23 protein-coding genes and 2 tRNA genes are annotated in these 21,395 nt (G+C 46.7%); 10 read left to right on the top strand and 15 right to left on the bottom strand.

The genetic code is table 11. The features are described from left to right. Positions 1–220: 220 nt before the first annotated feature. From QUA83_RS08765 to QUA83_RS08735, 7 genes are all read right to left on the bottom strand, one after another. Positions 221–307 (bottom strand) — tRNA-Ser (locus tag QUA83_RS08765). Positions 308–367: 60 nt separating this feature from the next. Then, positions 368–2,938: a ComEC/Rec2 family competence protein gene (locus QUA83_RS08760; protein WP_333292582.1), complete on the bottom strand. Its 2,571-nt coding sequence runs from the start codon at positions 2,936–2,938 to the stop codon at positions 368–370. A gap of 211 nt (positions 2,939–3,149) precedes the next feature. Further along, positions 3,150–3,629, bottom strand: a complete 480-nt coding sequence (locus tag QUA83_RS08755; protein WP_333292581.1) for a DUF4079 domain-containing protein — start codon at positions 3,627–3,629, stop codon at positions 3,150–3,152. Between the two features lie 853 nt (positions 3,630–4,482). Beyond that, positions 4,483–4,821: a DUF1815 family protein gene (locus QUA83_RS08750; protein WP_015176985.1), complete on the bottom strand. Its 339-nt coding sequence runs from the start codon at positions 4,819–4,821 to the stop codon at positions 4,483–4,485. Between the two features lie 317 nt (positions 4,822–5,138). Then, entirely contained in the window at positions 5,139–5,870 is a 732-nt protein-coding gene (gene radC / locus QUA83_RS08745; RefSeq protein ID WP_333198437.1) for a RadC family protein, read from the bottom strand. A gap of 122 nt (positions 5,871–5,992) precedes the next feature. Next, positions 5,993–6,541 carry an excalibur calcium-binding domain-containing protein gene (locus QUA83_RS08740; protein ID WP_333292580.1) on the bottom strand — a complete coding sequence of 183 codons (549 nt, stop codon included), beginning with the start codon at positions 6,539–6,541 and terminating at the stop codon, positions 5,993–5,995. 521 nt (positions 6,542–7,062) lie between these two features. Beyond that, positions 7,063–7,305 carry a hypothetical protein gene (locus QUA83_RS08735; RefSeq protein ID WP_333290242.1) on the bottom strand — a complete coding sequence of 81 codons (243 nt, stop codon included), beginning with the start codon at positions 7,303–7,305 and terminating at the stop codon, positions 7,063–7,065. 239 nt (positions 7,306–7,544) lie between these two features. Here QUA83_RS08735 and QUA83_RS08730 point away from each other — a divergent pair, with 239 nt between their 5' ends. From QUA83_RS08730 to QUA83_RS08720, 3 genes are all read left to right on the top strand, one after another. Next, positions 7,545–8,561, top strand: a complete 1,017-nt coding sequence (locus tag QUA83_RS08730; protein ID WP_333292579.1) for a succinate dehydrogenase/fumarate reductase iron-sulfur subunit — start codon at positions 7,545–7,547, stop codon at positions 8,559–8,561. 94 nt (positions 8,562–8,655) lie between these two features. Next, complete coding sequence (locus tag QUA83_RS08725) at positions 8,656–8,844, top strand: chlorophyll a/b-binding protein (RefSeq protein WP_333106934.1); 189 nt, start codon at positions 8,656–8,658, stop codon at positions 8,842–8,844. Positions 8,845–8,989: 145 nt separating this feature from the next. Continuing rightward, entirely contained in the window at positions 8,990–10,801 is a 1,812-nt protein-coding gene (locus QUA83_RS08720; RefSeq protein ID WP_333292578.1) for a leucine-rich repeat domain-containing protein, read from the top strand. Positions 10,802–10,953: 152 nt separating this feature from the next. Here QUA83_RS08720 and QUA83_RS08715 read toward each other — a convergent pair whose 3' ends face one another. Next, positions 10,954–11,574, bottom strand: coding sequence for a pre-peptidase C-terminal domain-containing protein (locus QUA83_RS08715; RefSeq protein ID WP_333292577.1), 621 nt, complete (start codon positions 11,572–11,574; stop codon positions 10,954–10,956). Between QUA83_RS08715 and QUA83_RS08710 the strand changes: the two genes are divergently transcribed. Beyond that, positions 11,573–11,713 carry a hypothetical protein gene (locus QUA83_RS08710; protein WP_333292576.1) on the top strand — a complete coding sequence of 47 codons (141 nt, stop codon included), beginning with the start codon at positions 11,573–11,575 and terminating at the stop codon, positions 11,711–11,713. The two genes, QUA83_RS08715 and QUA83_RS08710, sit on opposite strands and share 2 nt — an antisense overlap. A gap of 145 nt (positions 11,714–11,858) precedes the next feature. Here the strand turns inward: QUA83_RS08710 and QUA83_RS08705 are convergent, their stop codons facing one another. From QUA83_RS08705 to psbX, 4 genes are all read right to left on the bottom strand, one after another. Then, positions 11,859–13,310: a trypsin-like peptidase domain-containing protein gene (locus QUA83_RS08705; RefSeq protein WP_333292575.1), complete on the bottom strand. Its 1,452-nt coding sequence runs from the start codon at positions 13,308–13,310 to the stop codon at positions 11,859–11,861. 110 nt (positions 13,311–13,420) lie between these two features. Continuing rightward, positions 13,421–14,545 (bottom strand): redoxin domain-containing protein, encoded by a 1,125-nt coding sequence (locus tag QUA83_RS08700; protein ID WP_333292574.1) that lies wholly within the window; start codon positions 14,543–14,545, stop codon positions 13,421–13,423. Positions 14,546–14,817: 272 nt separating this feature from the next. Continuing rightward, on the bottom strand, positions 14,818–15,627 hold the full coding sequence (locus QUA83_RS08695) for a Ycf66 family protein (protein WP_333292573.1): 810 nt from the start codon (positions 15,625–15,627) through the stop codon (positions 14,818–14,820). Positions 15,628–15,908: 281 nt separating this feature from the next. Then, complete coding sequence (psbX, locus tag QUA83_RS08690; RefSeq protein ID WP_333051895.1) at positions 15,909–16,028, bottom strand: photosystem II reaction center X protein; 120 nt, start codon at positions 16,026–16,028, stop codon at positions 15,909–15,911. A gap of 124 nt (positions 16,029–16,152) precedes the next feature. Here psbX and QUA83_RS08685 point away from each other — a divergent pair, with 124 nt between their 5' ends. After that, a complete protein-coding gene (locus tag QUA83_RS08685) occupies positions 16,153–16,437 on the top strand; it encodes a YggT family protein (protein WP_333292572.1) in 285 nt (94 codons plus the stop codon). An 88-nt stretch (positions 16,438–16,525) separates the two neighbouring features. Here the strand turns inward: QUA83_RS08685 and accC are convergent, their stop codons facing one another. Then, positions 16,526–17,881, bottom strand: coding sequence for an acetyl-CoA carboxylase biotin carboxylase subunit (gene accC, locus QUA83_RS08680; protein ID WP_333292571.1), 1,356 nt, complete (start codon positions 17,879–17,881; stop codon positions 16,526–16,528). 228 nt (positions 17,882–18,109) lie between these two features. Here accC and QUA83_RS08675 point away from each other — a divergent pair. The 5 genes from QUA83_RS08675 to QUA83_RS08655 all read left to right on the top strand — a co-directional run bounded on the left by QUA83_RS08675 (position 18,110) and on the right by QUA83_RS08655 (position 19,483). Then, positions 18,110–18,193, top strand: a tRNA-Leu gene (locus QUA83_RS08675). Between the two features lie 84 nt (positions 18,194–18,277). Then, positions 18,278–18,454, top strand: a complete 177-nt coding sequence (locus tag QUA83_RS08670) for a hypothetical protein (RefSeq protein WP_333292570.1) — start codon at positions 18,278–18,280, stop codon at positions 18,452–18,454. Positions 18,455–18,485: 31 nt separating this feature from the next. Beyond that, positions 18,486–18,698, top strand: coding sequence for a helix-turn-helix domain-containing protein (locus QUA83_RS08665; RefSeq protein ID WP_006634859.1), 213 nt, complete (start codon positions 18,486–18,488; stop codon positions 18,696–18,698). A gap of 37 nt (positions 18,699–18,735) precedes the next feature. Further along, positions 18,736–19,134: a DUF433 domain-containing protein gene (locus tag QUA83_RS08660; RefSeq protein ID WP_333292569.1), complete on the top strand. Its 399-nt coding sequence runs from the start codon at positions 18,736–18,738 to the stop codon at positions 19,132–19,134. Further along, the gene (locus QUA83_RS08655) at positions 19,127–19,483 is read left to right on the top strand and encodes a DUF5615 family PIN-like protein (RefSeq protein ID WP_333292568.1); all 357 of its coding nucleotides are present in this window, start codon (positions 19,127–19,129) and stop codon (positions 19,481–19,483) included. The genes QUA83_RS08660 and QUA83_RS08655 overlap by 8 nt, the downstream gene beginning before the upstream one ends. A 7-nt stretch (positions 19,484–19,490) precedes the next feature. Here the strand turns inward: QUA83_RS08655 and QUA83_RS08650 are convergent, their stop codons facing one another. Next, positions 19,491–21,044: a hypothetical protein gene (locus QUA83_RS08650; protein WP_333292567.1), complete on the bottom strand. Its 1,554-nt coding sequence runs from the start codon at positions 21,042–21,044 to the stop codon at positions 19,491–19,493. Between the two features lie 17 nt (positions 21,045–21,061). Next, positions 21,062–21,394: a hypothetical protein gene (locus tag QUA83_RS08645; protein WP_333292566.1), complete on the bottom strand. Its 333-nt coding sequence runs from the start codon at positions 21,392–21,394 to the stop codon at positions 21,062–21,064. Position 21,395: the final 1 nt, after the last annotated feature.

Here is a 21,395-nt window from a genome sequence, read left to right as displayed (position 1 = left end):
GGTGGGATTTGAACCCACGTTAGAGTTACCTTTAAAATAGATTTCGAGGCAATTTTAGAAATACTTTTGTCTTGACCGATCGCCCACAGAAGGGGTGGAGTGAAAGCAAAAGTGGTATACAAGAGTGGTGTTTATACCACTTTTGTATACCACTGCCGATAGATTGCACAGATGGCTAAAAAAGCGGATAGCCTCAAAGCCTTGTGGAGTAAGAAATGTACGGAGAGGGTGGGATTTGAACCCACGTTAGAGTTACCCCTAAAGTAGATTTCGAGTCTACCGCATTCAACCGCTCTGCCACCTCTCCAATTGATTTGAGATGTGAGCTAAAAGTATTTTACCGCACAGTGCGCCAGATTGTAAATCTTTATAAAAAAGAAGTTTGATTTTCTTCAGATTCCAAAGTGGTCTTAAATCCCCCTGCTGGCGTCCACTGGAGGGCTCCGTCGCGCCCTGTCCAGAATATCTGGGTTTTGCTTTGGCGCAGTTGGGCTGCGGTTTCTGGGTCGATTTCGTTAGCAGAGGCGATCGCCACTTGCGGCCCCACTGCGCCCAATAACTCAGCCGTCAGGGCTTTTCCTGACCACCACAGCACTTGAGCCGGCTTCAAGGTTCCCGTTGCTGCCAATTTTTTTTGCACTTCCGGTGTCATTTCACCGACGAGCAACCAAGTTCGATTTCCCACCAAGAATTCTACCACCGGAATCTCCGCATTCACGAACTGCAACCGCGTCGCACCCAGATCAACTGTACTGTTAGTTTCTAAAGGAAAGTAAACGCCTTGGCGAGATTGCACAGCCGTAATAAATTCCTGATTGCTGCCACGGTGAATTGGTTTCGGAGCAGGGTTATCATAAAATGTTTTAATTGGCAAGCGTTCTAGTAATTTTCCCCAACCACTGCTCACACCTAAATGACCGTGAGTGGCGATCGCAAAATTTACAGAATTAACTCCTTGCTGCTGCAAAAAAGGCAACACTGTAAACCTTACGGTATTTTCATCACCGCTATTAATTAACGCCACTTTTCCCCTATCTTGAATTACTAACACTGGTTCACCAGATGTCGCCAGCAAAGTAACTTGAAATAAAGATGATTGAACGTGCCAAGCTGGCAAAACTATGATACTTATTCCCGCCAGCAGCGCCAGCGGTAAAATCCAAGCAGATGAAAAACTAGGCAGCGAAACCACTCTACTTTTACCATTCTTCTTGCTTCCTTCTCCCTTCTTCCTTCTTCCCTCTTCCTTCTTCCTTCTTCCTTCTTCCTTCTTCCTTCTTCCCCCAATCCAAACCCAGCAAATTAAACTGTAAAGCGCGATTAGCTGAAACACCGATACTTGACCGACAGCTACCGAATTACCAGGTAATTGCGAGAAATATTGGGCGATCGCAATTAGCCCTTTTGCCGGATAGTCCAGCAGTTGCGCTAAAACACTGCCAGCCGGCGGAAAAATCAATCCAGCTAAAGCGCTAATCATCCCCCCAATACTCAAAATCCACAGCAAAGGAGCCGCAATAATATTGACTAAAATGCTGTAAGGTGATACCACGCTAAAAACGTAAAGTAGCAGTGGCAGCACCCAAACTGAAGCGGCGATCGGAACCACAACAATCGAAGCGATCGCTGGTGGCATCCAATCCAACTTTGCCATCAGTGGCGGCGTTGTCACGATTAACCCCAAAGTCGCCAAAAAACTCAGTTGGAAACCTAAATCCCAAACCCACAAAGGGTTAACCAGCAGTAAAATAGTAGCAGCAATTAACAGCAATCCCAGTGGCTTAACTGCGCGGTTGAGAACCAAAGCAAATAGTGTTCCAAATCCCATCAAAGCGGCGCGGCATACTGATGGTTCAAAGCCAGTTAGCCCCACGAGCAAAAATAAAGCACCGACGCCAAAGCTAAATTGTAATTGTTTGGAAAAACGCCTGGTTAAAGCTAGAACTAAAGCCAAAACCATCGAAACTTGAGTGCCGGAAGCTGCGATCGCGTGGGCTAATCCAGCCTGCACAAAATAGTCGCGGATGTTGTAAGGTAAATCTACTGCTTGTTTGCCGAGGGCGATCGCACTGATCAAGGGCCCTTCGGGAACATTTAACTGTGATAGTTGCGATCGCACGATCCGCTGCCGCATCGCTTGAATTTTCGATGGCTGCATCCCGCTTGGTTCCAAGAAAGCAGCCGTTTGGCTGTTAACTCGATTTACATCCGCGATCGCCTTTTCTCTCTTCCAGTCAATTTGACGACCTTTTAGCCCTACAAAAGCTCCTTCTCTGGCTAAATATGTTTTAAAATCAAAAGCCCCCGGATTCGACGGTGGCTGCGGTTTGTACAAGGAACCCACAACTGCGATCGTATTGTCGGCGTACAAACCCGTTGCTTGCAGCAGGGGAACTGTAACGTAGAGTTTGCCGGATACTGGGCGGTTTACGACTGCTCCTCCCTCGCTGCCGTTGATTTCGCTAACTAAATCTGTTTCTAGCCAAAATTGCGATCGACCCGATCGAGTCAGTCGAGGCGTACTGACAACTCTACCGCGAACTGTCACTGCCACTTCTTGAGTGTTTCCAACCGCCGGAATCAGTTTGCTGATGTCATCTATTGCCGGTTGGGGCGATCGAACTGCAAAATAAACACTAGCTAGAAATGCCAGCAAACCCGCCACCGCCCACACCCATTTCGCTCGCGGCAGCATCTCCAACAAACTCAACTCTTCCCTCGCATCTAAGGGTTCTTCAAGAGCATTTTCTTTTTGTCGGCTGCGTCTTTTCTTGGTGACTCTGACAGAATTTTTAGTATATTTTCGCAACAATTTCGGCAGGGCGATCGCTACCGCTATTCCCAAAGCAAGTATCGCGTATCTACCCCAAGAAACCGCTGTAGAAATCAATCCCAAAATGTAGGCAAGACAGAAGATGACACCCGTTGCTTGATTCATTAATTAGCAATTTAGAGAGGGAATATTTCAGGGAAACCTATGCGGGACTTATGCACTCCTTACCAAAGAAACCGGGTTTTTCAGCCGGGGTAAAGGGCTAAACGCCGTGAACTTGGGTAAAAAACCCGGTTTCTGGCTACCCGTGCGTAAGTTATGGCAAAAATTCTTTCCTTATATTCTTTCCCTTCCCATTCCCCTTTCTCTTCCTTTTCTAAATAGACAGCCCCAATTTTAAACCGAAAGCCGCGTGCAGCACCATAAGTGCAAGGGCCGTCGTGCCTAAATAAGCGTGAACCGCGCGCAGTGCCAGCTTATTGCCCCCAAAACCCGTTAGCGAAATCAAGCTGCCAATAGCCAGTAAAACCAGCACTGCCGAACCCGTCCAAAAATGCGGGCTTTCCATGACAGGCTGGTGCTGCATCACCAGCGACAGCAAGCCTCCTGTATAGCCCAAAGCTAGAAACAGAAACATCCACGGTGCAAGCTTGCGGTGATCCGAGCGACTTTTTAGTGCGATATCTTTATCGGTGGCCAAACGTCCTTGCCATCCCGTATACCCGACAAAACTGCCCATTGCCACTACCACGATCCCCATCATTACAGGGTGTCCCCAATGGGTAATTGGTTCGGGAATTCCCAGACTGCGAAATTGACTGGCGATGGGTTCTAGAAGTTCGCTTAAATTTACCATTTGATACTGACTCCAAACTGGGCGATAAATATTTTCTGACTAATCATTAAAATATTATAAAATATTAGTGTAGCAAGTGCGATCGCGACTTCAAAGAGCTGTTTAATATCAAATTCGTGCTTGATCGTCTGGCGTAAAGTTTCCTTCAATCTGCAACCCAATAGAAGCAAAATTTTCAGTTTTTGGGTTCACAGTCCACAGTCAACAGTCAACCATCATAAGGAGTGCAACCGGAATCGATCTAACATGATGGTCAAACATTGCGCCGAAGCCTGGATATAGGCAAAACTTAGCCGGCTTGGGCCGGCTGTGAGATGTTTTACAGCAGTGATGCTGCTTCAAGTTAATTCTTAGCCTGATAGGCTAAATCTAAGAGCAAAAATAAACGCCATTAGCCCGCACATCACACCCCGTGGGCTGCCTTTTGCCCAATCTTCACAGCCTCATCCTCACTCTGGATGTTAAATTTTACCTGCCTGCTCAAAGTTAATTTCAATTCCTTGACTTTTGAATGGCCAAGTGAGAAATTAACATCGCAGCCGACGAGCCGTCACACTTCTAAATTTTGCTAATCGATCTCAAGGGAGAATCAACTGCTGAAAAAAAACTAGAGGTTCCAAGTTTGAGACTTCTGGCATAAAGTCTGCCGTCTGCCCAGGCTCACTTCGATCGACTGAGAGCTCGACTGAGCGCTAAACCGTCTGAAGGCACCCTGATAGCACCCTTGTCTGTTGAGCTGCCATCGCTGTGCACCTAAATGAACCCTCTCAACTAACTCGCTGGGGATTCGGTTTTAGCAGACAAGCACTGACTTTCTTGCGTCGCCTTCCTCGGAACCCTGCAATCGCTACACTCACTGCGCCGTCGCTAAAGTAGCTTCCGAAGGTTGGATTTGATACTTTACGAGATTTGCCAGTTCTTGTAACTGATTAATCGCTTCTGCACCTTCTAGTTTCATGAGTTCGCGGTCGTCCCGCATCTCAGTCCAAGTGATACCGTAATCTGACACTAAGAATCGAATCAGATGGTTGTCCGTCAAACTGACCATAAATGAGGCACTGTTCATCTGACCCCCGCAAGTGTAGCAGGATGCCAGATAACCCCGATGCTCTAGCACGATCGCTAAAGCTTGAAGGTTCATTACCAAATCTTGAACGAATTTACGGTGTTGTTCTGCAAGTCTCAGAAACACAGTTCTCCTCCTATCACCACACCGTGTATTTTACATCCCATTTAATAATTTCTTAATAAATGGGTATTTAGGTGCTGGTTTAGTATACGTTTAGTATGCTCAAAAAAAATCGGATTAGCGACCTCTTCAGCCTACCTATACTAGATTAACCGAGTTGTGATCGAAACGAAGTATCAGCAGCGACATTCAGCCAAAACAGGCTCTAGCGGGGAACTCCAGCCTGAAAATTTGCCTGCGGTCAGAGCTGATTCAGCCGTCGGAGAGCCCAAAGATACAAATAACTAATGATAGCAATGAAATTAGTTAAGTATAAGAGTTCAATCGCCCTGGGGATACTCTTCCCAAAGGGTCGTCGTCTGTCGCAAGCTCCGAAAATCGCCATTCCCCAAAATTAAGTGATCCAGTAGCGGAATAGACAAAAACTGCGCTCCCGCCAGCAACTGTCGCGTCAAAGCAATATCCTCCGGGCTGGGTTCCACAATCCCCGATGGGTGATTGTGCGAGATAATCGCCCGCGTCGCCCCCTGGCGGATCACCTCGCGAAAAATATCCCGTGGGTGAGCCAAAGTTTCCGTTGCTGTGCCGATCGTAATTACCTGAGTACCCAGCAGCCGATTTTTCACATCCAGCAACACCACAGCAAAACGTTCCTGAGACTGCCACATCAAGTCCTGACTCAGGGCATCCGCCGCCGCTTGGGGAGAGTCAACCACAGCCATTTCCGGCGGCCGCGACTGAAATACCCGCTTCCCCAACTCCACCGCAGCCAAAATAGAAGTCGCCTTAGCAGGGCCAATCCCGTGAATCTGCGTCAACTCCTGAACGCTAATAGTGCGTAGCACAGCCAGAGGATCGCGGTGGTGCAAACTCAACTGATTTAAAATATACTGTCCGAGCCCGACGGCGGAAAGTTTGCCCGGTCCCTGACCAGTACCCAGGAGAATCGCAATCAATTCTGCAGTCGCCAAACTTTTCGGGCCGCCCGCCATCAGCCGTTCCCGTGGCCGTTCACTCGTTGGCAAATCGACAATTCTCAAGCTGTAAGTCATAGCTGCACCCGCACCGCAAGCTCAACAATTACAAAATTTTAGCCGATCGATTTGCGTTCTTCAATTCGTACAATCACCGAAAAAAGCCTTCATCATTAACCGAGGCTGTTGGCAGATCAAATCTAACCCAGCGTTTCGCAAGCGATCGAGTCTTGATCTCGATCAAGCTTAAAAGGATCACCCGGATATGCCTCTAAAACTCGCTGCGCTTCGGCTTGAGTAGCAAAGTCAGAACAGTTGCAATCCGAGTTAACGCAACTCGGAAAATCGGCACTTTTAACCTTCGGTTTAGAAGACTCGTCAATAACTTTCTTGGTGTCTTCCTTTGGCGGCTGTGCATCAAGAGCAATCTCTGCGGTTCGCTCAACAGATTTGACTGCAGATGGCAATTTGCGATCGGGATCTGGTTTGGCAAGTGCAGGTGTGGCAGGAGAAATTGCAGGTTTCGGTGTTGGTGTAGGCGTTTTCACAGTCTTCGGCTTGGGTGTCGGCACTGCCGAAAGCAGTGACGGCTTAGCGGTTTGAGATGATTCTAGCCGATCGCTTGGGGCCGGAAGCGCCACCGAAACTTCCTGAGACGGAGGGGGTGCGGTGACGCCAACAAGTACAAACGAAGCCGCCATCAACCCGCCGTACATCGTGGCCGATCGTTTGCGGGTTGGTGCACCCACCCATTTCGGATTAACAATACCCAGAAAGAAGGCAGGGATCGACAATAGAAAGCTTAAGACGAAAAAATTAAACATCGCGACTTTTACCAGTAAAAAAGAGAAGTAATTCAGGACGCAGAAAGCGGGTTTCTTTTACCAAAATCCGAGGTGAAGCACGAAGGATATCTGTTTAAACAACCCGATTTCTTTAATTTCTGTGTGTAAGTCCTGAGAACTTAACTTCCTTATTTATCGGCAGGCAACTCACAAATCCGTAGGATTTACGAAGTAAATATAACCCTAGACACCGGACGCTGGTGAAACTCGGTTTCAGAGTGTATTTGTCCTTACTAAACCCACAATTTTTTCCTACAGTGCGCGATCGCACTCCGACGCCTATAAACCGGGGTTTTTAATTGCAGTAAACGAGTAGAACCAAGTATTTTTCTTAAAAAACTACGTTTCTGGCCCCAACCGGCCGTAAGTCCTGGTAAAATTTCTTGTAATGCTGCCAAAAAAGTGAAATGCATACCCAGCTACCTTCAGCGCAAAGGTGCGCTTACCCTAAATTCTGGCCATTCAGTTGAGGCCAGCAGCCCCGATGAAACTGCTTGCGGCGGCTTAGGTGCTGTAACCCCAAGCAAAACGAACGAAACTGCCATCAAGCCGCCGTACAAGGCAGCCGATCGCTGGCGAGTTCCCTGTCCCACCCATTGAGGATTTAGCAGACCCAGACAAAAAGCCGGTGTGGAAAACATAAAAGTTAATACAAACAAGCTGGACATCACGCACCTCCGACTAGCGAATTGCAGCGATTAATTACTTTTATCTCCAATTAATATCTCCCACAATCCGCTTAAAAAAGTTATCATTTAGAATTTATGACTTTGGACTTATTGCCTCTTATTAAGCAATAATAAAAGTGGTTAAATCTCTTACTTTAGGTAGGTGTTAAAAAAATAATAGCTTTCTAGAGAAGCAGAAAAGTCAGCTTAAAATAGAAACTAAATTCCTTACTCAAAATATGAAAGTCCGCTTTAACGTAGTGCGCCAAAATCAAAACGAGGCTCCCCGGGTGCACACTTACACCCTAGATGTGGAAGAGAGCAATACCATCCTAGACTGCCTCAACAGTATTAAATGGGAACACGACGGGACTTTAGCTTTTCGCAAAAATTGCCGCAATACAATTTGCGGCAGTTGTTCTATGCGAATTAACGGTCGATCGGCATTAGCTTGCAAAGAAAATGTGGCCAGTGAACTTGCAAGACTGCAAAAAATAGCTGATTCCAGCTCAGCAGAAATGCCTATTGATTTCATCCCAGAAATCACCGTCGCCCCAATGGGAAATATGCCGGTTATTAAAGATTTGGTTGTTGACATGACCAGTTTTTGGGACAACCTAGAAGCAGTTGAACCCTATGTCAGCACAGCCTCGCGAGCAATTCCAGAACGCGAATTTCTGCAAACTCCACAAGAGCGATCGAAACTCGACCAAACGGGCAACTGCATCCTCTGTGGTGCTTGCTATTCTGAGTGCAACGCCCGCGAAGTCAACCCGGAATTTGTCGGCCCCCACGCTCTTGCCAAAGCTTACCGCACGATCGCCGACTCCCGCGATAGCGAAACCGAAAATCGACTGGAAAAATACAACGAAGGCACCGCAGGCGTCTGGGGATGCACTCGCTGTTACTACTGCAACTCGGTTTGTCCGATGGAAGTTGCGCCGATGGATCAAATTGGTAAGATTAAGCAAGAGATTCTCGATCGCAAAGACGACCAAGCCAGTCGATCAATCCGCCACCGCAAAGTCTTAATCGATCTCGTCAAAGAAGGCGGCTGGATAGACGAGCGCAAATTTGGCATCGAAGTAGTAGGAAACTACTTCCGCGACGTTAAAGGTTTGCTGAGTCTGGGCCCGTTGGGTTTGAGAATGATCGCTCGCGGCAAGTTCCCGCTGTTTTTTGAGCCTTCTGAAGGTACTGAAACCGTGCGAAATCTGATCGAATCGGTTCAAAGTTTAGAAAAGTCAGCAGATTAGCGATCGGCTGTCAATTTCCTGGTAAATTACAAGTTGTGCGATCGCAAAGCTTCCCCAAAATCATCACTCAAAACTCGAAACTTAAAACTTTTAAATGACTGCTCAAACTCCTCCATCCCCAAAACCGACAACCCCAAATACCCCAAAACCAGAACCAGCCTTTGGGTGGAATGCCTACGCCGAACAAATCAACGGACGATTTGCGATGGTGGGGTTCGTGGGACTTTTGCTGCTAGAATTCTTCACCCGTCAGGATTTTTTTACCTGGCTGGGTCTGCGTTAAATTAATCTGAATTAAGCATAAGCAAAAAAGGAAGCTGAAAAATTATTGAGATTTCAGCTTCCCTTCTATTTTTAAGAGTTATTTAAAATACAGATTGTAAATTTATAGATGCAGGATTATAACATTTATAGTTGCATACAAACATATGAATTTACCAAAGTTGATAGTAGTTGCTTGTAGTGCGATCGTCCTAGCATCATGCGGAAATGAACATTCCACCTTAATCTCCGAACCGCGATCGTCCAACAGCGGACAAACATTTGCTGATTGGTGTCGAAAAAAGGCTAATTTGAGTGTGGAAGCTAAACATACTGTTGAGGTGATGTTACAGAAATCAGGCACTACTGAGTGCGATGAGGCCGATCGAAAACTTTTTGGTCTCGCGGAACTCAACCTCCGCAGCAATGAAATCAGCGATATTAAACCGCTAACATCCTTGACTAACTTGAAGGATATCGATCTGGGCTACAATAAAATTAGCGACATCAAACCGCTAGAATCCTTGACTAACCTGACAGAACTCGACCTCACTAGCAATGAAATCAGCGATATCCAAGCGCTAAAATCTTTAACAAACCTGACGGTGCTTCACCTCGGCGGGAATAGAATCAGCGACATCAAAGCGTTAAAATATTTGACTAAACTGAGTGTGATCGAACTCAACGGCAATTTTATAGACGACATCAAACCGCTAGCATCTTTGATGTCGCTGACACAGCTCAACCTCAGCAACAATCTTCTGGGCGGCATTAAACCATTAAAATCATCGACTGATCGGAAACTTTCGAGTCTCGGGAAACTGCAAATTGGTGGTAATAAAATCAACGACATCAAACCGCTAGAATCCTTGACTAAACTGACACAGCTAGACCTCAGCAGCAATAAAATCAGCGACATCAAACCGCTAACATCTTTGATGTCGCTAATGGAACTCGATCTGAGCGACAATAAAATCGGCGACATCAAACCGCTAGAATCCTTGACTAAACTAACAAAGCTCGTCCTCAACGGAAATAAAATCAGCGATATCAAACCGCTAGAATCCTTGGCTAACCTGAAGGAACTCAACCTCAGCTTGAATAAAATTACCGATATCAAACCGTTAGCATCTTTGACTAACCTGAAGGAACTCGAACTAAACAACAATAAAATAAAGGACATCAAACCGCTAGAATCTTTGACTAATCTGACTTTTCTGGAATTCCATCAACCAATTCCAAAGAGGAAACCGCCCTTGGGCGGACGAACATTTGCTGATTGGTGCGAAAAGGCTGATTTGAGTCCTGAAGCTAAACATACTGTTAAGGTGTTGTTGCAGAAAGCTGAAACTACTGAGTGCGATGAGGCCGATTTAGAACTTTTCAGTCTCACAAAATTAGACATCAGGTTTCGTGAAATCAGGGACATCAAACCGCTAGAATCATTGACTAACCTGACTGTTCTCTATCTGGGAAACAATTCTATCAGGGACATCAAACCGCTAGAATCCTTGACCAACCTGACTATTCTCGAACTCGAAGGAAATCAAATTAGCGACATCAAACCGCTAGAATCCTTGACTAACCTGACTTCAGTCTCCCTTAGCGGAAATAAAATCAGGGACATCAAACCGTTAACATCTTTGACTAACCTGAAGGAGCTAAAACTGTACATAAATGAAATCAGCGACATCAAACCGTTAACATCTTTGACCAACCTGACACAGCTCCACCTCGGCGACAATCAGATCCGTGACATCAAACCGTTAACATCTTTGACTAACCTGAAGGAGTTAAAACTCTACAACAATCAGATCCGTGACATCATACTGCTAAAATCTTTGACTAAATTGACCGTTCTCGATCTGAGCCTAAATCCGATCGCTGCCAGAATTTGCCCTCTCAAGCCCGAGTCTATCTGTGTGTGGAAATCAGCAAAATCAGATAACGAATATGACTCAGAGCACAAATATGACTAAGCTCGACAAATTAGAGATACAAGAGCCTCAAACTTATAATGGCAGATAACACATGAATTTACCTAAGTTAATAGTAGTTGCTTGTAGTGCGATCGTCCTTGAATTATAGGGACACGGCATTGCCGTGCCCTGACTCCCAAGTTTCGTTCAAACTAATTTCCAGTTGTTTCACGGACGGTCAAACTGTACTTGCCTCTACCTTTTGGAGGCGGATCGTAAGCATTGACAATGACGCGATAGCGACCGTTCGCAGACAAGGTAACAGAAATCTCTGAATTGGAATTTTGCTGCGTTGCATCATCATTTTCTCCAAGTAGCTCGCCCTGGGAGTTGAAAATAGCGAGATAAGTATCAAACTCGGTACTTTCTACGGTAATAATCACTTTTTGACCCTGAGTGCCTTCAAAGGTATACTCGTCGTACAAACTGCTGTCTGAGGGCAGTACAGAAGACTTAGCAGGGCTGAGTTCTCCGTTTTGCTCTAAAATTATTTTAGATGAACCCGCATCAGGACTCGGCGGAGGTTCTACAGTTGGGCTCTGAGTTGGCGAACTTTGTGGTGATGGCGACGGGCTGGGACTTGCTTGAGCTAAAACACCCTTGTCAGCAGGCTTCGCATCAGTTAAATTTTGAGGAAATTCTGCTGAAATGAGGGTGGAACTGGTGTTAGCAACTCCACTTGAATTTGAAACTGGCAGCGAGAGATTCGGCTTGCCAGAAAAAGTAGCTACCAGAGCAATTGGCGCGATCGCCCAAAATCTAACTTGACGCATGAATTACCTCGGTTTGCAACGAAGAAGGAAGTTCGGCAACGGATTATGTAACGGATTTAACGGATGGAAGAAGGAAGTTCGGCAACGGATGAGTGTAAAGGATTTAACGGATGGAAGAAGGAAGTTCGGCAACGGATGAGTGTAAAGGATTTAACGGATGGAAGAAGGAAGTTTGGTAGCGAGCACTGTACAAGATTTAATGGATGCACGGAAGCAGGAAGCAGGAAGCAGAATAATTCGACCAATTACCAATTCCCGATTACCCATTACCTTTTCCCCCATTTTCACCGGACAGTTAGAGTGTAACGACCCCTGCCCGAAGCATCGTAAGCATTGACAATTACGCGATAGCGACCCGTAGCGGGCAAAGTAACGGTCAGAAACGAATTTTTAGTCGAATCGCTCCCATCGTCATTTTCTGCCACTAATCGGCCGTTAGGACCAAAGATAGCCACATAGGGATCGAAATCTGTACTTTCGAGGGAAATGGCTACAGACTGACCCGATCGACCTTCAAAAGTATACTCTCGATACAGACTGTTGTCAGACGGCAATACTGGGCCGCCTGCGACTAAAGCACCTTCTTCTTGCAAAATCGCCCGAGAAGGCGCGGTAGGAGCACTCGCTTTCAGTTCTAACGTATAAGCCCCTGACTGCTTAGCTTGGTAGGAATTTGCAACTAACGTGTAAGTCCCGTCTGCTGGCAGCCTGACTGTAATTCTGGCGTTTTTATTCCCGGCCCCGTCATCGTCTTGCGCGATTTCGCGCTGGTTGGGGCCGAGCAAAATTAAATAAGGGTCAATTTCTTGACTTTTCATTTCTATTGTTATTTGCTGCCCCGCTTTTCCCTCAAATGAGTAGAGATCAAAAAAGCTGTTGTCGGTGGGCAGAACGCTAGACTTGTCGGTGAGGAGGCCGCTGAGGGCGGGCCCGTTTAACGCAACTTTTTGAGGTGATTTGTTGCCACCAAAGGGCGATCGGGCTTGAGCCACGCGGGGAGCTCGCCCTTCTCGCACCGCTGTCAGGAAAGCAGGTAATTTGTCTGCGGAAATTGCAAAACCGATACCGATACTGCCACCGCCCCGACCGCGAGTAAAAATAGAAGTATTGACGCCGATTAATTCTCCTGAACTGTTGAGCAGAGGGCCTCCTGAATTGCCGGGATTGATGGCGGCGTCGGTTTGAATTAAGCCCCGCTGCTGGTCGATGCGGCTGACGATTCCGACTGTCAAAGTACCTTGAAATTGACCGAAGGGATTGCCGATCGCAAATGCTTGTTGCCCGACTTTCACCGAACCTGGACGGGCTAAAGGAATGGTGGGCAAATTGTTTTGACCGCGAATTTTCACTACGGCTAAGTCTAGACCTTCTTCGCCGAATCCGATGACATCAGCGACAAGTTTTCTGCCGTCTGACAAAATGATATTGACGGTACCGCCTGCCGAAACAACGTGGGCGTTAGTTAACACCATGCCGTCGGGGCTGATAATTGTGCCGCTGCCGTTAGATTTATCTGTATCGACTGTAACAACCGCCGGACTAGCCTTTTCGTAGACTCGAATATTGGTTTGTTCTTCGACACTTTGGGCGATCGCACCCTGGGAATGTACCGAATTAAATTCCGTTAAATCTGTTGATTGCCGCACAGGGGATGTCGTAACAACCGTAGCAGCGCTGGCTGCAACCCCAACCGTTAAAATTCCCGATACTGCTAAACTTAGAAGTTTGAAATTCATGGCGATCGATTTAGTATTTAGCGATCGGTAGCTAGGAATTAGGTTTTGTGGCTAACCGCTAACTACCTTCTCTAATTATTTTAGGACTTGCACCACGGTAGTGACATTCCTCACGCCGGTTCTCCAATTCGGGAATCTGAATCAGCAGCTAAATACTTCAAATTAGCTTGTCGTACCTCGGCATCCTCATTGCCGTAGAAAAAAGACAGCAAAGCAAAACGCTGGCCGCTAATCACCGGCGTCGCTTCATGCAGCAAAGAACACGAAAAAATAATCGCCGTGCCACAATCCCCTTTATAACCGTGCGGCGCGTACTCTGGAAACCGTAAAAATCCCCCCGTGTACTCTCCCACATTCAAGTTTAGTGTCATTGCAAACCTGCGGTGCAGCGTAGCTTTGCTAGTGTTGTCGCGGTGCGGGCGAAAATAACCGCCGCTGTCAGCATCGTAACAGCCCACCAAATACCGCTCAAACCTAGTGATTGTAAACTGAAAAGCTTTTTCTACTTCCGGCCGCACCCGACGCAGAATAATCGTATTCAATCGCTTTTGCAACTTTGGGTCTTCAATAAAGAAATCTCGGCGCTTCTTGAAATTCTCGTCGTGAATGCCAACAGTTTTCCCCTCCACTTGCCTCATAAAGCCGGAAGGACTGCCACCATTAGCTTTGTACATATCGATTAAACTGCCGCAAAAGGCTTTGTCCAAAACGTTAGGAATTACCAACACCGGGGCGTGGCGAGTTGCTGCTCGGGCTTCCTCAATTGGGGGCAAAGTTTTGAGAAAATCTAATACTTGCTGGGCGTGTTGGTGCGGTTCGCCCATCGGCAAAATATTAATTACCTGAAGGTTTTCGTTGAGAACAAAAGTTTGTGGTGCATAGTGAACTCCGGCAACTCCATTTTCTTCGACATCTCGGAAAACACCGTACTGCTGACTGACTTTTTTATCCAAGTCCCAGAAAAAAAGGAATGACGGAGCAATTGTTGTCGGTCTGTTTTGTTCTTTGTCTGCTGGGTCAACGCTGACTCCGAACCTCGGTACTTGCAAGCTTCGGAATTCTTCTGAAAGCTCTTGAAAGCTTTTGAGGATAACTTGGATTTGTTCAAAAGCTGTGCTGGCAAAGAAAAACAGCACGACTCGCCTGCCACCAACAGTCGGGAAATGAAATAAGGGGTTATTTGTAGAAGGAACCGAAAACCAGGGAGCCGGATCTCCTATTTCGAGTAATGGCATCTTGCTGATTTAATATTTGGGATTTTATATTTAGATTATGATGCTGTCGATTAGTTCCACAGATTCGGTATGTTAAGATTGTTTATTTATACAAAAATTAGCTTATATCTGTGTATATCTGCGTCTTTCTGCGGTTTCAAATTCGCAATTTAGAGTCTTTTTAAGAAGTTTAATATCTGAAGAATAAGTAGATGGGCATCAATAAACGCAACTTATTTTTTTGCCTGCGGGCACGAGAAAAGTTTAGTTTCACCCATCTACTTAGTGTTTGCCTATTTGTCGAAACTGGGGGAATTATCCGGTTGGTCTTCCGGGTATTCTACAGGTCGATACTCCACGTAATCTGACGGGGGTGCTTCCACGTCGCGGTTGCTGGGGCGAGACCTGGATGATTCCGTAGGACGGGGTTTTTTGGTTCTCGGCGGCGTATCGGAACTGCGGTTTTCCGAAGCAGGGGGGCGATTGCTGCGGCTGCGGGTCGGTCTTTCTTCGGGGTTGTCTGAAACGTCCCAGTTGTCAGACTCTTGGGCAGGCGGGGCTTCTGGGCGAGAGGGACGTTTGCGCGAGGCTCGATCGGGCGAGTCGGGCCGTCCGGTATTAACGCTGCCGTTGCGATTCGAGGGGCGGCGGCGGGGTTCGTCGTCGTAGGCTTCCCGAGAGGAACGGTAGTCTTGGCTGCCTCTAATCCGGGGACGCGGCGGATAGTCTTCCTCTGGTTCTAGCTGTTCCATTTCAGAATCATAGCCGTCGTAACCGTAAGCGTTGCTGACCGGTCGCTCTTCATCTACGTATTGGGCGCGAGTTTTGGCTTGGGCTGTGGTCGCTCCTCGCAGTTTAATGCTTTCTGCTGCAAAAAATATGGCGGAACCAGTCAGCAGAAATTGACCGAAGGCCAGAATTGGGTCAAGCCGCCATCCTTGAAATAACAAAATACCGCCGCACAGCAAGCCGACTGCTGCAAAAAAAATATCGTGGTCTCGGGCTAGTTTGGGACGCCACGATCGCAGAAAATACAGTCCTGCCCCTGCTACTGCTAGGATAATCCCTAACAGGCTGCTCCAGTTCAATCCTAAATTGACCATTAGCCTATCTCCTATGTCTTTCCTATGTTAGCGAGTTAGATTTTACATCTATCATTAAGTCTGTCAGCCCGACTGTGCTTTCTGGGGCAGCGTCCGGTCAGGGTTTCAGCTTGGGAAGTGAGTATAATAATGAGTTTAACGGGAAAAAACCTCAGCTTGGCAGTCAACTGAAGGTTTTGCCTTGACAGTTGCTGGCAGCCGAGGTTTCTCGGATCGGGGAAATGCCCGACTTGTAGCCCACAATTGACTTGCAGCGCCGGACTTAGAAACCCGCTGACTTTTTAGGTGCGCTTGATTTTGTCTTTTTGGCTGATGAAGATCAGGGCGATCGTTGCTGGAAGCACTACTACCACCACGCCCACCAGCAGGCTGTACAAAAAGTTCGCGAGAGAAGGAGTCATAGATTCCAAGCCTTTGTTACAACAATTTGATTTTTATTAATTTTATACTTTCGATCGCACCTGTGAAACGGTTAAAATTCTGAATAGCAGACTTAACAAAACTTAAAATTTCGAGATAAGACCCATGACTGGTATTACCGTTGCAAGTTGGATTCTGGGCTCTGTCCTAGTCGTGATGACCTTGCTGTTTATTTTTCGGATCGTCCTGACTTGGTATCCCGAGGTGAACCTGAGCAAGTTGCCGTTGAGTCTGGTTGCTTGGCCGACGGAACCTTTTTTAGCTGTAACTAGAAAGATTGTACCGCCGATCGGCGGGGTGGACATTACGCCGATTATTTGGGTGGGTATCTGTAGCTTGCTGCGAGAAATGATTCTCGGTCAGCAAGGGCTGCTGACAATGATGATGTAGAAGTTGGCGGTTGATGGTTGACTGTTGACTGTTGACTGTTGACTGTTGGCGGTTCACTGCCAACTGCCAACTGCCAACTGCCAACTGACTAATGACTGTTTTGGTTCAAGAACTGTTCGACGAAATTCGTGTAAACTTCGCCGCTGAGAAACTCGGGGGAATCGAGGATTTTTTGGTGGAAGCTGAGGGTGGTAGGAACGCCAGTGATAGCACATTCCCGCAATGCCCGTTTCATCCTGCGGATGGCTGTCGGTCGATCGCGCCCCCATACAATTACTTTACCGATTAAAGAATCGTAGTAAGCGGGTATTTCGTAATCGGTGTAGACGTGAGAGTCCATCCGCACGCCGGGGCCACCGGGAGGCAAATAACCGCTGATTATGCCGGGGTGCGGGCGGAAGTTGCGATCGGGATCTTCGGCGTTGATACGGCACTCGATGGCGTGGCCGTTGAGAATTACTTGGTTTTGCTTGATTTGCAGTTTTTCTCCCTGGGCGATGCGGATTTGTTCGGCTATCAAGTCGAGGCCTGTAATCATCTCGGTGACGGGATGTTCTACTTGGATGCGAGTGTTCATTTCCATGAAGTAGAATTTGCCTGATTTGTCAAGCAGAAATTCGACAGTGCCCGCACCCGTGTAGTTGATGGATTTGGCAGCGGCAATGGCGGCGTGACCCATTTGATCTCGCAGTTTCTGGCTGAGGGCTGGGCTGGGGGCTTCTTCGAGGAGTTTCTGGTGTCGGCGCTGAATCGAACAATCTCTTTCGCCGAGGTGGATGACGTTACCGTAGTTGTCGGCGAGGATTTGGATTTCGATGTGCCGGGGTTTTTCGATGAATTTTTCGAGGTAAAGTCCGGGGTTGCCGAAGGCTGCGTCGGCTTCGCCTTGGGCTGCTGAGAATAGTTTGGGGAGTTCAGAGGCTTCTCTAACTAGCCTCATGCCGCGGCCTCCACCGCCGGCGGTGGCTTTGATCATCACAGGATAGCCGATGTCGCGGGCGATCGACAAAGCTTCGCGATCGTCCGCCAGCAATCCGTCGCTACCGGGTACTGTGGGGACTTTCACCCGCTGCATAGTTTCTTTGGCGGTGGATTTATCGCCCATCGCCCGCATCGCTGCCGGAGACGGGCCGATGAAGGTAATTTGATGGTCGGCGCAGATTTCGGCAAATCGGGCGTTTTCGGCGAGGAAGCCGTAACCGGGGTGAATGGCTGCTGCGTTGCGCGTCAGGGCAGCCGCGATGATGTTGGGGATGTTTAAATAGCTTTTGCTGCTGGTGGGGGGGCCGATGCAAACGGCTTCGTCTGCCAACTGGACGTGCAGGGCGTGTTTATCTACGGTGGAGTGTACGGCGACCGTGGCAATCCCCATTTCCTCGCAGGTCCGCAATATGCGGAGAGCTATTTCTCCCCGATTAGCGATTAAAATTTTCGAGAACCCCATCTTCGCTGCTTAATTCACTCAATATTCTGTACAATAATGCCTTTCGGTATGTTCTGGATAATCGTTTTCCAGAAATTGTTCACAAAAATTTATTTTACATTTTGCTGGTAGTGGTGCTATGATTGTAAATCGGCGGTCTCAAAGGGCAAGTCACAAGTTAAATGTCAGGAACCTCAACCTGTGAATCTTTAACTGGTAACGCAAAAATCCCAGAGAGTGCTAGAAAGAGCGGATGTGGCGGAATTGGTATACGCGCACGCTTGAGGTGCGTGTGGCAATATGTCCTTGCGAGTTCGAGTCTCGCCATCCGCATTGAATATATAAAACAACTGTTGACGGTTTTGGCTGTCGGCAGTTGTTTTATATTTGATGGGTGGGTGGGCAGAAACCGGGTTTTTGCGAGATACTTTGTTACGGTGCGAAGATTTGGGAAAAAACCCGGTTTCTTTGATTGTGCGCGAGTACCATCGGGTGCGGATTCATCAGATATCTTTAAGTGCGATCGAACTTCTGACAGATCCGCACCATACAAAATACTGTGTAACTGTCGATCGACTATTGTGTTTGAATTAGAAACATAGATACTTATCGTTTGTCAAGTAGAATGGGGTTAGTTAGGTTCCGAATCCGAGAGTTGGCTGACGAAAAAGGATGGACGCTAAAGGATGTTGCCGATCGATCCGAGGTTCCGTACAGCACAGTCAGGCACTATGCGCGATCGGAAGGACTAGCAACGGTTGATATCACATCCATTCAAAAGATAGCTCGCACCCTCGATGTTTTGATTGAGGAGTTGATGGAAGTTGTTAAAGAATGAACCGATGAAATTATATTAGCAAACGGAAGTTAGATCGATGACATCCTACGCCTTAAACTTACCCGTTCAGTTACAGCAAGAAGCTGAAAAATTGGCAACACTCCAAGGGATTTCCTTCGATCAGTTTATCCTCTGGGCTGTAGCCGAAAAAGTCGCTACCCTCAACCAGCGGTATGACGATCCGGCTTTTCCTGAAATCACCTATGTGCGCGGCGCTAGCGGCGAACGAGTTCCCGTTTTGCGCGGCACTCGGTTGCGGGTGCAAACAGTAGTCATCGCAGCGCAGAAATGGGGTTTTTCTCCAAACCAAATTGCCACTGAGTATGACTTAAGAGAAGATCGAGTGAACGATGTTCTCGCTTTTTATGCGGCTCACCATCAAGAAATAGACGCATCTATTGCCGCTGAGCAAATTATCGAAGCTGCTAATGTCTAAACCGCTATTGCATCTAGATGCCGATACCTCTATTAAAGCTTTGCAAGCCGCCCTTTTATCTCGCAGTCACGATGTCACTCGGACATCGACTGAGTGGATGGCTTTAGATGCTAGCGATGAGGCTCAATTGCTAGAAGCAACAGCGCGAGGGCGGTGTATTTTTACGTTTAATATCCGGGATTTTCAGGTTTTAGCTCAGCGTTATCCCGAACATGGTGGCATCATTTTGGCTGCTCAAAACAGTTGGACATTATCTAGTCTAATTGCTTCGCTCGATCGCCTGCTTTCAGAAACACAAGCTGCTGACTGGAAAGGGCAAGTTCGCTGGCTTAATCAGTGGCGAACCTAATTCTATCTTATCGAACTTCTGTATCTCTGGTCGATCGCACTTCTTCCGCTTCCTGCAAAACAGGATTAACTGGTTGACTTTGGGAACCAGATACACTTTGCCTATCGGATGATGATTTTAGCACTTTACGAGCAGTCAGCAAAGCAAGCCCTCCCAAGACTCCACCGCACAAGCAACTAATTATAACGGCACTAAAGAAAGGATGAAGCGGCAGAGGATGCTGGAAAGAGGGTGATGCCCAAGGTTTGTCTACAGCCAAGGTGTAGCTGCTGGAAACAACCCCCGCAACGCCTATACCCACACCGATAACGGCTATGGTAATTTGTAAATTGCGATCGCTATCTCTTTCATTTTGCTCATACTCTACCTGTAGTTTTTGAGCATCAACTTCCACAATGCCTCGGATTGTTTCAATCATCTGTTGAAATAATTCCTTTCCTGCGGTAAGATAACTCATATTCAGTTTAATCTGTTGCCGAAAAGTCTTGCAACTCCCGTCAATAAATTCTTGTAAAAAATCTAAGTTATCGATTTCTTCTACGCTGCAATCGCTAAGTTTTTTGAGCCAATGACTATAGTTTTTAGCATTCGTTTCAATTGCAATCTGGTGAAGTTCTATATCTCGCAAATACCGCGCATAATTCAATCCGATTTTAGGGAGTTCTGTCAGCCAGCCTTCTAGTTGTTCCAGACGTTGCTCTCTATCTGATTTCAAACGGCTAAATTCTTCTACTTTTTCCTCTAATTGACTGTACAGTTTTCTTGCTTCCTCGTTGCACCGATGCGCTTGGTAATAGACATAAAGGATTTTACTGCGGCAGCATAACAAATTGATCAGCGGACGGTAATAATTGCCGGATGCTTCTATCTCTGAAGTTTTTTCATCAGTATCTAACCAGACTAGGATATGACACTTTAATCTCGGATATTCTTGACTGTTGTCAAATTCAAAAATGGGACTACCTAGAAGTTTGCCTTCACCGATGAAATATGGTTTTGGTTGTTTAAGTTCTGAATTTTGAAACAAAGCGTCTACACAAGCTACTGCTAAATCTTGATGATTGCCAGCAAAATCAACAGGTTTGGCAAATAATACTAGGGTTTGTCCCAGTGATGCTTGGATTTCGCAAGGTAGCAGACAACCTTGAAAATTTAGGTTGCTCAGTTGGTTGATTTCTACTGTTAAATTCGGGGAAAATAGGCTGAAGTCAAGTGCGTAAGTGTCATGAAGTTGCAGCGGGTAAATTAGACCTGTTAGGGGCAGTTTGTCCGGTTGGCTAACAGTTGTAAATGACACAAATCTATCGCCATCTGACTGGTAAAGTTCAAGATGGTCGCTCTGTTGGGTATTTTGGGTGTTTCTATTGCTCAGCTTTTCTGGTAAAGAATCGAGCTGCGGATTTGTTTGCAGCAGGTGTCCCAAAGCAGCGCATTTCTGCCATAAATGATCTGCTTTGTCTACAGGTTGTTTATCGCCTTTTGCAAGGTTGTTGCACAAATGAAAGGCAAACAGCGTGAGTTTTGGGTTGGCAAGTTTGCCTGTCAATTCAGGATTGTTCATCACCTATACCCTGAGTGCTATTTTGACTGGTTGGGGAAACTTTCTTGGATGGCATTTAATAGCGTTTCTCTGGAAAGTTTTGGAGGTGGTGGGGGTGGTGGAGCTATCGGTTTGGTTGTTCCTGGAAAGCGATTATTATCAACCTCATCATGCAACTTTATTAAAGCCTCAAGTATTTGAGGGCGACTTTCACAAGCACACCAATTTGAGACATCATCAGATATTTTCTCGATATCATCGGACAGAGTAGCACCTAGCTGGTGTAATTCAGCCTCGTGTTTAGAAAATAATTGAGGCTCGGTAGTAATTAACTGTTGAAATGCTCTAATGTTGTCTTCTGCAAATGACATT

Origin of the sequence: Microcoleus sp. K1-B1 (assembly GCF_036704705.1) — a bacterium.
Taxonomy (GTDB): Bacteria; Cyanobacteriota; Cyanobacteriia; order Cyanobacteriales; family Microcoleaceae; genus Microcoleus.
The sequence above is the reverse complement of the archived record's forward strand: the minus strand, read 5'-3'. Positions and strand labels throughout refer to the sequence as shown.